The following is an 11,956-nucleotide window of genomic DNA, read 5'->3' as shown; positions in this document are numbered from 1 at the left end:
CGTTATGGCTCTCGATAAAACGTAGATTTTACGAGAGCTTTCCCTCCACCAACTAAGCGCTTTCCATTAGCCCAAACGGAATCAATCGCTAGGCTATCACGCTTCACCAAAACGATATCAGCGTCAGCTCCGGCAGCTAACGCACCTTTTCTTTTTAGCCCGAGGTAGCGCGCAGCGTTTGAACTAACCGCGTGCAAAGCAATTGAAATATCGATATCGTAACTGTTAACCGCTTCTACAAAGGCATCGTAAACCGAACGCACTTGACCCACTTGTAGCCCAACTAATGTTCCGCTTTCATCGAAATCGGGAAGGCTTGCATTGCCATCAGAACTAAAACTTATTTGAGTGTGAGCAATACCATCCTGCAAAGCTTGTGCTAATGCCGCCGCCGCACTTAATTCCCCTTGAGCTAATAGTTCTGGTGTAGTGCTAGCCGTTACATCCATTACCATACCTTTTTTAGCTAAATCATAGCCATCACGAAGCAGCTCGGCCGAGCGGTTCATGTGGGTTGGATAAAACTGAGTGATGGGAACCGCAAAATTCTCAGTTACATTTCGAACTAAATTTAGCTTGTCTTCATCTTCACCTACATGAAGAAATACAATGCCGCGTTTACCACTGAGCATTCCACCTACTCGCGCCTCGGCAGCTATCCGAGCCAACTCATGAACCGTTGGGTGCGAACCTCGATGATCAGCAATCGCCACTTCGCCAACGCCGATAAACTTATCGATCATCATTATGTCGTCGCGCACCGAGCCTAAAAGAGTTCGAATTGGAACTTCATAAGAACCTGTATAGCAATATATGCTAAGCCCTTCGTTGCAGAGCCCGTGTGCTTTTGCGAGCATATCTGGCAATGTTCTAGTGGTCGCATCGGTACCTAAACCTGCCACCAAAGTGGTAACACCGAACATCGAAGCATCGGTCAATTCCATTGCTGGGGTACGAGTATGAAAGCCACCTTCACCACCGCCACCAGTGATATGTGCAAGCGGATCTACAAAGCCAGGAAAGGCATATAAACCTTTACCATCAACAGTTTCAATCTCCACCCCTGAAATGTCGATTTCCAAGTTTTCCGCAATGGCAGCGATGCGGCCATCAGCGATAAGGATATCTTTACGATTAAGGTATTCGGGCGCGTAAACTTCGGCCCCTTTAATTAAAGTAAGCATTAGTTATTTATATCCTGTAATAACGGCTACCAGCATAATTGCGATACAGCAAACACCGAGTAGAACTTGAAAACGCCAAATAGCTTTTAACCATGACGCCCAATCTAATTTTACCGCGCCTAAACACCCGATCAGTGCTGCAGATGTTGGAACGATAATATTGGTTAAGCCATCACCAAGTTGAAAGGCTAGTATTGCAGTTTGCCTACTCACACCGGCTAAATCTGATAAGGGTGCCATAATGGGCATAGTGAGTGCGGCTTGCCCGGAACCCGATGTCATGAAGAAGTTAAAACCGCCCTGAAACAACAGCATGCTCACTGCGGCTACATGTTCCGACATTCCCGATAAACTCGAGCCTGCGTAGTAAAGTAGAGTATTCAACGTCGAGGGTGCATCGGGTTCGCCGCCGCCGAGAATAAGAATGATACCTTTTGCAAAGCCCACGATAAGTGCCGCCGGCAATAGATCTTGAGCACCTTTTACAAAAGCTTCGGACATATCATTCGCTCGAAAGCGATTACCAAACACAGCCAATAAGCCGATAACAATGCCAATTACAAAAAATTGGCTAGCTAACTCGGGTATGTAATATCCGCGAGCCACCACGCCCCAAACTACCCAAACCATACCGAGTGCGAAAACGCTCAGAATTACGGTATCAAGGGTAGTGAATGGTTGGCGCAACTCATCCGTATTTTCCGGGTTGGTATTGATTGATTCCGCTGGCATTAAACTTTTCACGGCGTCTCGATTGCGCGTGCGGTTCGCATAACGCAGGGTATAGGCAATCCCGATGGTTGTAAGCAATAGCCATACCACCATACGAAAACCTGCACCCGAAAGTAATGGAACTTCGGCAATCCCTTGGGCTATGGCAACACTGAATGGGTTCATCCAAGAAGTAGCAAAACCTATTTGCGTGGCCACATAGGTTACTAAAACTACCGTAACTTTATCGTATCCGAGCTTTGTCATTACCGGCAGCAATACCAAGCAAAAAGCTATGGCCTCTTCACCCATTCCAAAAACGGCCCCGCCTAGCGAAAAGACTAAGAAAAGTAGAATCAAGAATAGTTGATCATAGCGTTGCGTTCGATGTATTAGCGCGAGTATGCCGCGTTCGATGCTTGTGGTTTTTACGATAATTCCAAACGAGCCACCGACAAGGAGAATAAAGGCCATTACGCCAATCGCGGCACCCCACTTTGAACCAGAAACCATCCCTTCGAATGGAATATTGGCAAGGCCTATTTCACCACCCTCAGCGAACCATCTAAAGCCACCTTCTTGCGGAGCTATTCGATACGAATCAGCTATTAAAACTTCGCGCTCTTGCACGCCTGTAGGCGTTTCTCGTTCTACTATTTCCGTGCTGAATTCGCCTGCGGGAATCCACCATGAAAGCGCAGCAGCAAGAAGTGCCACGAAGAAAAGAATAACGAACGTATCGGGCATTCGCCGCTGTTGTTGTTGCATAGAACTCTCACTTAAAAGTGGCATCTTGCTTTATGATAGGGTACTAAATTAAAGCACCCTAGAGAACTTTAGTGCTCTAGGGTGTTTATTTTCTAACCTTTTAGCTTAGTACCGATACGTAGCGCTTAAGCGATAAAAGCGCCCCATGGTATCGTGGTTAAAATGATCAACGTTCGCACTTGTGCCATAGGCAAAGGGCGCTTGACGGTCAAACAGATTTTCGATGTTGAAACGAAGTGTAATGTTTTCGCTTATTTCATAGCCAACGGTTGCATTCACTTTCGTCCAGCTTGGTACTTTGCGATTGGCACTAATACCTAAGCGATCGAGGTCGGATTGTTGAAACGCTTCGATATCGTCGTCATAGCCACTGGTGTATTGTACGCGCAAATTACCAAACCATTCTTCTCGATCCCAACGTAAGGTGTTCGTTACGACAGTGCGCGGATAGCGGAAACTACCAGCGAGGGCTTCTTCTTCCGCGTTTTGTGAAAGTTGGCGGTCGAAGTTGAGTAAATGCGTGAAATCTACCAACCAAGTGAAGCTGGCAATACCATCAACTTCAAAGTATTGGGTGTAGGTTAAATCGACACCCTGGGTCGTTTGTTTGCCTAGGTTTTCAAGCTGAAGATGAACATCTCCAGCTAGACGGCTAGTTACAATACCAACACCGTTCTCATCACACTCTTCAAAACCGATACCTTGGCTAACGTTTGCCGGTAACTCACCACAGAAGCGCAAGCTCGGATCAGATAAACTGCGAAGCAGCATAAATTCGCCATCTACCCCTACAATATTGTTGTGTTCAAAACGCCAGTAATCAGCCGTGAATGTGATATCGCGATTAGGGCTCCAGGCAAAACCAGCACTGAAAGATTCGGAATCTTCTGCTTCGAGATCTTCGTTACCAAATACCTTGGTAAGGATATTTGTTTCAATTTGAGTATCGCCACAATAATTTCCGCGGAACGCCTCTTTACATTCAAGATTAAACGAACTCAGCGTAATTTCTGCACCAACTTGGCTTAAGGATGGTGCTCGGAATGATTGCGCCCAAGAGGTGCGTACAACAAGCTCATCGGAAGCTTCGTAGCGCAAACCAATTTTGGGATTAAACTCACCACCGAAATCGTCATAATAATCATAACGGCCGGCCACTTGAGCATTTAAGCGTTCAGTAATTGGGATAAATAATTCGGCAAATGCAGCCCATTGGTCACGACTCGCTTGCGCCCCCGTTGAACCGAATCCAATTACACCAGGCATATAATTGTTCTCGAACGTGCCGCGCGCGAGTGGATCCGGGTTATCAGAAATCTCTTCACGGCGAGCTTCAACGCCGAATGCGGCAGAAAGGATACCGTTTTGCATTTCGTAGAGATCACCGGAAGTGCGAAAATCAATACCGTATAATTTCGAGTTACCGTTTCGGGGTAATTGCTCCTCTAACAAACCAAGAACCTGCTCAGAATTATTAGCTTGGCCGCCAAACGGGTTGTACCACAAGCCGTTTTCGTCAGGTGCGCAGTTTGTGGTGCCATCAGCACATAATTCGCCCAAAAGGGCTGCTTCAAACCGCGCGCGGTTGTATATTCCTGCAATAGCGCGCTGCTCAGAGCTGGACTCAGAGTAGGTCGCTGCTGCCTCCCAAAACCAACTTCCCCAGTTGCCTTCCAATCCAGAAACTAAACGTAGGCTTTCGGTTTCATTGCTAATAGTTCTGCCATCGGCAAATCGGCCCCAACCACGAATTTCGCCCAATGGCGCTTCACCAATTGAATCCCATAAATCTAAGAACCGATCGCGAAGTTCAGCAGGCATATCCGGGTGTTCAAACGAAACATCGTAACCACTCCATGGTGCGGCAGTTGAGTTGCTCGAGGCTTCTGTACGAGAAAACATAAGTTCGTTAAACCAAGTCACCGAATCGAATTCGTGGGTTAGCATTATGCCAGCACCGTATGATTCTAAAGCGGTGTACGTAGGCATTACGGCATTTTGGTTGTATTCACAATATTCACCAAAGGCACCAGATTTACTTAAATCATCTGGGCAGGTTGCTTCAACATAATCATCGTCATCAAAGAAACGGGTATTCCAACTAGGGTAGATACCTTGTTGGCTTGGAAAGAAACTATTTGCTGTACGAGATCTATCGCGGTCGTATAGAGGCTCGCGGTCGTAATAGTCAAAAAATGCGGTAATGTTGGTGTCACCATAGTTCTTGCCGGCAATTACGTTAACGTTGAGCTTGCCATCGTTTGAACTTGCTTCTGAATTTCCGTAACTGATATTAACTTCTGCGCCTTCGAAATCTCGACGTAGAACGTAGTTAATTACACCAGCTATGGCGTCAGCACCATAAGTGGCCGAAGCTCCAGTAGCTAGAATATCAACCCGCTCAATAGCCGAGAGCGGAATCGAGTTGATATCAACAAAATTTTCAAAGTTGTTTGCAAATGAACTACCCGTAACCCGGCGGCCGTTTATCAAGGTTAGAGTGGATGAGGCACCTAATCCCCGAAGTGAAGCGGCTGCCTGGCCAACTGGAGAATCGCCTTGTAATGCGCCGCTAGAAAATGTTGAAAAGCTGCCTTCACCGCCTCGGGTTTGTCCTACATCGCGTAGCAATTCGCTAACAGTGGTAGCTGAAGAGTTTCGAATATCATCGAAACCGATAGTGATTAGCGGTTGTGCGCCCTCAAGATCAACGCCGCGAATTTGGGAGCCAGTTACTTGAATACGCTCAACCTTTTCGTTCGATTCCGCTTCTTGGGTGGTGTTTTCGTCCTCTTCGTTCGCTAGAGCTCCCCCCATCGCAAGTGTTAATGCGGATAGAGAAAAGCCTAGCAAAGGCAGTTGTAGTTTCCGGTTCTTCATAAAAGACCTCAGATTTTAATTATTAGTTTGCGCACTCGAACAATTGGAGGATGAACTCCAGTTCGATGCGAATAGCCTGAATACGAACGGATTAACCCCAAAAACCGGGATTCCGGGCGATTCTTAGCTTAGATTTAGAATTAAAATAAATTTAATTAATCGTGCGAAGTATTTGGGCGATGGACACAAGGCCGCCGCAGCTAAACAGAGATTGTTAGCTGGGTTCCTATTCGTTCCACCACTCCGAGAGGTAAAAACTCTGATAGTGGTAGGTTGATAAACGTATCGCTTTTTTCAGCATAATTTAAAAAGCTTGCGCTATCTCCGAGTGAGTTGTAACTATAAATAATAGAGAGCCAGCGAGCGAATTGCAACATTGGCTTTACATATGGTTTAGCATTAGTTTTTTTTAGTGTCAACAAAGTGAATTTTTTGTAAACCATTCTTAAATAAATTTATTGGTTATGAATATAGCCCCGATTGGTGAGGAATATGTTTGTTGTAAAAAGATTCAAATGGTTGTTATCCCTATTATTTATTTTCACTTTCACGGTAGTTGCGGAAGCGGAACCTAGCGCTGGAAATGTCGAAAAAGTTGAGTGGAATTTAATGTTGGTCGGTGGCTCGATGAACACTTGCTCAAGTATCTCCGCGGGAAGGTGCTCCGATGAAAGTTGGATTGATTCAGCCACTATGCGCACAATTACGTATGCTGATTTTCGCGAGGAAAATATTCAACGGATTTTGGCTGAAAGCAACTGGTCGGGTAGTTCGGAAACGAGGCAAAAAACGGCAGAAATGTTGAACGCTGCAAAGCGAAGGTTTTCCGACAATTCGACGACAATGTCAGATTTTAGCGCTTTTTTCCGTGAACTTTATCCGAACTTGTGGCGTGACATTACTACTCCGCAATGGTATTTAATTCGTGATCATCTGCAGGCTTCCGAAGCGCAAGATGCTCCTGAAGTCAGTCGCCCGGATTTAAGTAAGCAGCCTGAGGGCGCAGATCTATTTTTAACTTTTGCAAACCGAGCGAGACAGTTAGCTGAAGCTGAGAATCAGGAACCATTAGTATTGGTTGTTACTGCTTCAGGGAGAGATAGCTTTGATGCGGTAGATTTCTACTTGGAAACATTTCGAGTTCAAGGGGTCAGTGCTGAGTGGTTACCCATTGATGCTGCTTTCGGCCACGCGGTGGCAGCAAATGAATGTGATGCGTTGCCTGAATATCGTGGACAATATCAACAATCTTTCGCGCGTGAGCGAGTTTACCCGTGGCTTGCTGAAATACAAAAGAGAGCCTGTGAAAATCCCGAATCCTTATTAGATCTAGTTGAGAGAGCCCATGGGGTTTTCATCAATGGTGGTGATCAATCGTTAACACGGCAGGCCTTTTTCAAACCTGATGGAAGCCCCACAAATTGGTTAAATTCCATTCGTGCTCGTGTTTTTTCTGGGCAAATGATCGCCGGAGGCACAAGCGCGGGAACTGCGGTGATGTCTGGTAACCCAATGATCACTAATGGAAGCAGTGACGCAGGTTTACGCGAAGGCGCATTCGCCATGACGCAACCTCCAGCAGCTGATTGTGCTCGCTTTGATAGTTGTAAGCCTGCGGTATCTGCCGATAGCCTAACCTATAACCGAGAGGGTGGTTTAGATTTATTTCCATTCGGCATTCTTGATACGCATTTTTCTGAGCGAGGCCGGCAAGGGCGTTTGCTCGCTTTACAAATCGCTACTGAAGCCCCATTCGCGGTAGGAGTTGATGAAACTACGGCTTTACTTGTAAATACGTATTCCGGAGATTTTCGAGTACAGGGAGCGCATGGTGTGTTTGTGCAAGCACACCCGGATCGCACCGATACAGGGTTGTTAGCGCGTTTTAGTTATTTACGTAACGGAACGAGTGGAAAATTTTCCAAGGAAGATGGCATCGTAGAAATCGCATTTAATACTCAAGCTCAAGGAGATTCGGGAGCTTCTGGGAGTTCCCAGTTTTTGCGTGACCGTTCGATCACATCAGCTTTACAAGCGTGTGCTCCCGAATCTGAACCAGCCCATTATTTCCAAGAATACAACGGTATTAGTGTTTTGCTTGCGTTTGATCAGTTTACGCGAACAGCAAATGAAAAGGATGGATGCGAGGTGGTAAACGGAATCATACATTTTGCCGTCGAAGACGATTAATCGCTAATGAGAGCTTACCTTAAAACAGATCTTAACAATCGATTGACTGGGGTGATGATAAATCTCGAAGCGAATAACGAAGCTTGCAAAGAGCCGCGCATTCGTTATACTGCGCGGCGTTGCAGTGAATAACTGACAACAATTACCAAAGGGGTGCCTAGCTTTTTATAAGCGATGGCTGAGATACGTAGTGAACTCTTTGTACCTGATCCGGTTAATACTGGCGTAGGGATTGGTAATCAGCATCTATTGTTGGCGAACTCGAAACAGTGCCAATAATCTCACCAATACAACGTTTAACCGGATCTCATCTTTAAAGCATTATTAAAAGAAGAGATCCCAAATGAAAATTACTCGAACTTCCCTCGCGGTTGCTACCGCACTCTCTACAGCACTTTCTGTGAGCTCTATTGCAGTTGCTGAAGAATCATCTACAGATATTAAAAAAGATATTGAACGCATTACGGTTACTGGCGATTTCCGCAGCCGTGGCATCGAAGATGTAGCCGCCAGCGTTTCCGTTTTATCTGCCCATGATTTGAATAACCGTGCCGCTGCGCATATAGAATCAGCCTTAATGATGGCACCGAACGTGAATCTAGCTTCGGGCGCTTCACGGGCTAGCTTTATTCAAATTCGTGGTATTGGCGAGCGCAGCCAATTTGTTGATCCTATTAATCCTTCAGTAGGCTTGGTTATCGATGGTATCAACTACAGTGGCCTCGGGGCTGCCGGCACATTATTTGATATCGGCCAAGTTGAAGTGTTCCGTGGGCCGCAAAGCACTCGTTTTGGCGCTGATGCCATGGCAGGTATGGTGTATTTGCAAAGTGAAGAAGCTACCTATGCACCATCGGGCCAGGTAGAAACCATGTGGGCGAATTATAATTCGTATGCGGCGGGCGTTGCCTTTGGTAATCGCGTTACCAATAACTTGGCGGTGCGTGGTTCGCTGTACTCGAATGTAAGCGATGGCTTTATCGAGAACATACACCTTAATCGTAAAGATACTCAAGATATTGATGAACTAACCTTGCGTTTGAACGGGGTTTGGGACGTAACCGATGATTGGGTATTGCAGCTTACTTATCATCGTTTTGATATCGATAATGGCTACGATGCGTTTAGTTTAGATCGCACCCGTGAAACCCTTTCAGATACGCCCGGCCGCGATACTTTGGATAGCCATGCGGGCCGAATAGCGGCTACTTATACCGGTGCAACGGCTTATGAATGGCAGCTATTTGCGAGCTACTTGCAGGCTGATTCGGAATATAGCTTTGATGAAGATTGGGCGTTTGAGGGTATTCGCCCCGATTGGGAATACAATTCTTCTGATGCCTATTTCCGCGAGCGTGATCAATTAGAGCTGGAATCTCGCCTACTTTCGGCTGCCCCGATTAGCTTGTTTGGTGTGCAAACTGATTGGTTAGTGGGTGCTTACTTTCAACAGCGTGAGCAAGATTTAACGCGCGAATATACCTATCTCGATGCGCCATTTGCCAGCACCTACGATACCGAACGCACCGCAGCGTATGCCGAGTTGCAACAGATGCTTACGGAGCGCTTGCGCTTAACCTATGGTTTGCGCTGGGAACGTTACAGCAACCAATATTTAGATAGCCGAGGCATTGCGGCAGCGCCAAGCGATAGTGCTTTGGGTGGCCGTGCTAGTTTGGAATACAGCCTAGCGCCGATGCAGCAAGCTTACGCTAGCCTTACGCGTGGTTTCAAAGGCGGTGGTGTAAATGGCGAAGCGTTGGGCCGGGTGGAAGATCGTAATCTTGAAGATCACCGCGAGTTTTTAGAATCTCGCGCCACGTTCGCGCCGGAGTATCTCACCAGTGCCGAAGTTGGCTACAAAGCTTTCTTACCTGATCATAGCTTGCGTGTGCACTTAAACGCTTTTTACAGCTGGCGTGATGATATGCAAGTGAATGCTTATGTAGAACGCAGCGCCGTGTTTGTTTCATACTTAGATAATGCCTCTGATGGAAAAAATTACGGTGTTGAAGCACAGTTTGATTATGTACCAAGCGATTCATTGCGGGCATTTTTAAATCTTGGCTGGCTCGCAACCGAATTAAATAATCTTGTTCTGGAAGACGGTACTAACTTGGCGGGCCGCGATCAGGCACATGCGCCGAGCTATCAAGTGAATCTGGGCACGGAGCTGTTATTACGCGACGGCCTCACCTTGCGTTTAGAAATGGATGCCCGCGATAAATTCTATTATTCCAACAGCCATGATGAGCAATCAGAAAGCTATCAGTTGTTTCATGCGCGTTTGAACTACCAGTGGCAAAACTGGGAATTCAGCTTATGGGCACGGAATTTATTTGATAAGGATTACACTACGCGTGGTTTCTACTTCGGAAATGATCCGCGTAAAGAGTATGCGCCTGAAAACTATGTGCAATATGGTGAACCGCGCCGGGTAGGTATTACTGCTCGATACCGTTTCTAAATTTGCAGTACGGGGGGAGGCTCTGGATGTGTGAGCTGGGGCTTCTCCTCACCCTAATTAAAGGAAATAACCATGCAATTATCGGCCGAAATTAGTTTGTATCCGTTAGCTGAAGAATACCGCCCCGTTATTCAAGAATTTGTGGAGCGTTTGGCGGAGCATAAAGAGTTAAGCGTAAACACGAATACCATGAGCACGCAGATTTTTGGTGAGTATCGTACGTTGATGACAACCCTTACCGATGAGCTGGAGCGGGTTTATCAACAGATTCCGCCACAAGTTCTGGTGTGTAAATTCATAAACCGCGATTTAAATCCAAATGGATAGATTATTGGAGTTGCTCGCGCTCTCTTCGCCTGCAGAACTAGTAGCCGTTTGTTTAGCCATTGCCTACGTAATTTTGGCGATTCGGCAAAGCCTTTGGTGTTGGCCTGCCGCTGCGATTAGTGCCAGTATCTACACGGTTTTATTCTTTACTGGCCGTTTATATATGGAATCTGTGCTGCAGATTTTCTACGTCATTATGGCTGGCTACGGTTATTGGAGCTGGGTGCGGGGCCGAGAGCACACTCATAAAACGTTAGAAATAAGCCAGCTTCGTTGGCAGTGGCATGCCTGTTGGGCGCTCGCGCTCGTGGCGGTAAGCCTAGTACTCGGGTTTACATTAAATCGCTACACCAATGCCGATATGGCTTACATTGATACCCTCACTACAGTATTTAGCTTTTTTGCTACCTTTTTAGTAGCCAGAAAGGTTTTAGAGAACTGGTTATATTGGATAGTGATTGATGTAGTATATATAGGCCTCTTTTGGGTTAAGGGCTATCATGCCACCGCGTTGTTATTTGTTGTTTATGTAATAATGGCTGCAATAGGGTATTGGCGCTGGCGCCAAGATTTTCAGCGAAACTTGGCATATGCTCAACCTAGTTAATTCTGCTACTAAAAGGATAAAATTCTATGGCATTTCCAACCTGGTGTCTGGCCCACTTGCCGGTGCATGGTGTTTGGAAAACGAGTTCGGTAGGCAGAGATCTTGCCAACGCAACTTGGTGTATTGAAAATGATGAGCATCGATTTTTAGTAAAACAATACGCCCATGATAACGCGTTTGGCCGAGTAACCGGCGAAGCTGTAGAAACTGATATCAAACTGGCGGAACTTGGCATAGCGCCCGCCATTATTTTTTCTGATTGCGAGCGCGGCGTTGTGATTACCGAATGGTTATCGAGCGAGCCACTTGCCGCAATATTCGATCCGCAAGACCGCGCTCATAAATTAGGTAAGATCCAACAGCAAATTCATCAGCTAACCCCCGATATTCAGCCATGGTCTTTATGGAAGCGGGTGTTGGGGTACTGTAATGCTTTAGCTGAGTTAGATCCTGAACTAGGTGCCCAATCGCGCGAAGATTGTGAAAGTTACAAAGCACTTTTTGCGGCTTGGCAAATAGGGCCGCGTGTATTTTGCCACCACGATTTAAACGCCGAGCACGTTTATCCCGAGCCAGAACCGCGGGTGATTGATTGGGAATACGCCGGTTATGGCCATCCTGGCTTCGATGTAGCTTCCACCATTGTTATCAATGATTTTTATGATGATGAAATCGAGGTGTTTTTAGAAGCCTACAATTCTGCAACAGAAACACCGGTAGCGCGTGAGGAGCTGCGTGATTGGATACGCCTTATTGCGCTTATTAATCGCATTTGGTTTGCATTGCAGAATGCGTTAGCGAATGATGGAGATAGCTAGAGGA

At 46.3% G+C, this 11,956-nt stretch carries 8 protein-coding genes and 1 riboswitch; of the genes, 5 read left to right on the top strand and 3 right to left on the bottom strand.

All coding sequences use genetic code 11. The annotated features are described in order from the left end of the window. Nucleotides 1–2 precede the first annotated feature (2 nt). The 3 genes from iadA to CWE13_RS07860 all read right to left on the bottom strand — a co-directional run bounded on the left by iadA (nucleotide 3) and on the right by CWE13_RS07860 (nucleotide 5,543). Nucleotides 3–1,184: a beta-aspartyl-peptidase gene (gene iadA, locus CWE13_RS07870; RefSeq protein ID WP_126807517.1), complete on the bottom strand. Its 1,182-nt coding sequence runs from the start codon at nucleotides 1,182–1,184 to the stop codon at nucleotides 3–5. Nucleotides 1,185–1,187: 3 nt separating this feature from the next. Then, the gene (gene yfcC, locus CWE13_RS07865) at nucleotides 1,188–2,663 is read right to left on the bottom strand and encodes a putative basic amino acid antiporter YfcC (RefSeq protein ID WP_126807515.1); all 1,476 of its coding nucleotides are present in this window, start codon (nucleotides 2,661–2,663) and stop codon (nucleotides 1,188–1,190) included. A gap of 105 nt (nucleotides 2,664–2,768) precedes the next feature. Next, on the bottom strand, nucleotides 2,769–5,543 hold the full coding sequence (locus CWE13_RS07860; protein ID WP_126807513.1) for a TonB-dependent receptor: 2,775 nt from the start codon (nucleotides 5,541–5,543) through the stop codon (nucleotides 2,769–2,771). Between the two features lie 492 nt (nucleotides 5,544–6,035). Here CWE13_RS07860 and CWE13_RS07855 point away from each other — a divergent pair, with 492 nt between their 5' ends. The 5 genes from CWE13_RS07855 to CWE13_RS07835 all read left to right on the top strand — a co-directional run bounded on the left by CWE13_RS07855 (nucleotide 6,036) and on the right by CWE13_RS07835 (nucleotide 11,952). Continuing rightward, nucleotides 6,036–7,733 (top strand): cyanophycinase, encoded by a 1,698-nt coding sequence (locus CWE13_RS07855; RefSeq protein WP_126807511.1) that lies wholly within the window; start codon nucleotides 6,036–6,038, stop codon nucleotides 7,731–7,733. A 139-nt stretch (nucleotides 7,734–7,872) separates the two neighbouring features. Then, a riboswitch (TPP riboswitch) is annotated at nucleotides 7,873–7,982 on the top strand. 94 nt (nucleotides 7,983–8,076) lie between these two features. Beyond that, on the top strand, nucleotides 8,077–10,200 hold the full coding sequence (locus tag CWE13_RS07850) for a TonB-dependent receptor (protein WP_126807509.1): 2,124 nt from the start codon (nucleotides 8,077–8,079) through the stop codon (nucleotides 10,198–10,200). A 72-nt stretch (nucleotides 10,201–10,272) separates the two neighbouring features. Beyond that, nucleotides 10,273–10,527 (top strand): YkoF family thiamine/hydroxymethylpyrimidine-binding protein, encoded by a 255-nt coding sequence (locus CWE13_RS07845; protein WP_126807507.1) that lies wholly within the window; start codon nucleotides 10,273–10,275, stop codon nucleotides 10,525–10,527. Continuing rightward, complete coding sequence (pnuC, locus tag CWE13_RS07840; RefSeq protein ID WP_126807505.1) at nucleotides 10,520–11,134, top strand: nicotinamide riboside transporter PnuC; 615 nt, start codon at nucleotides 10,520–10,522, stop codon at nucleotides 11,132–11,134. Before CWE13_RS07845 ends, pnuC begins: the two co-directional genes overlap by 8 nt. 26 nt (nucleotides 11,135–11,160) lie before the next feature. Beyond that, nucleotides 11,161–11,952, top strand: a complete 792-nt coding sequence (locus tag CWE13_RS07835) for a phosphotransferase (protein ID WP_126807504.1) — start codon at nucleotides 11,161–11,163, stop codon at nucleotides 11,950–11,952. The last annotated feature ends 4 nt before the right edge of the window (nucleotides 11,953–11,956 follow it).

Source organism: Aliidiomarina shirensis (genome assembly GCF_003987345.1).
Classification (GTDB): domain Bacteria; phylum Pseudomonadota; class Gammaproteobacteria; order Enterobacterales; family Alteromonadaceae; genus Aliidiomarina; species Aliidiomarina shirensis.
This window is presented reverse-complemented; position numbering and strand designations above follow the sequence as displayed.

What these genes read in the sequence shown, in the direction of transcription:
- CWE13_RS07845 (WP_126807507.1), top strand. Translation starts at nt 10,273, where the DNA reads ATGCAATTATCGGCCGAAATTAGTTTGTATCCGTTAGCTGAAGAATAC.
- CWE13_RS07850 (WP_126807509.1), top strand. Translation starts at nt 8,077, where the DNA reads ATGAAAATTACTCGAACTTCCCTCGCGGTTGCTACCGCACTCTCTACA.
- CWE13_RS07835 (WP_126807504.1), top strand. Translation starts at nt 11,161, where the DNA reads ATGGCATTTCCAACCTGGTGTCTGGCCCACTTGCCGGTGCATGGTGTT.
- pnuC (WP_126807505.1), top strand. Translation starts at nt 10,520, where the DNA reads ATGGATAGATTATTGGAGTTGCTCGCGCTCTCTTCGCCTGCAGAACTA.
- CWE13_RS07860 (WP_126807513.1), bottom strand. Translation starts at nt 5,543, where the DNA reads ATGAAGAACCGGAAACTACAACTGCCTTTGCTAGGCTTTTCTCTATCC.
- iadA (WP_126807517.1), bottom strand. Translation starts at nt 1,184, where the DNA reads ATGCTTACTTTAATTAAAGGGGCCGAAGTTTACGCGCCCGAATACCTT.
- yfcC (WP_126807515.1), bottom strand. Translation starts at nt 2,663, where the DNA reads ATGCAACAACAACAGCGGCGAATGCCCGATACGTTCGTTATTCTTTTC.
- CWE13_RS07855 (WP_126807511.1), top strand. Translation starts at nt 6,036, where the DNA reads ATGTTTGTTGTAAAAAGATTCAAATGGTTGTTATCCCTATTATTTATT.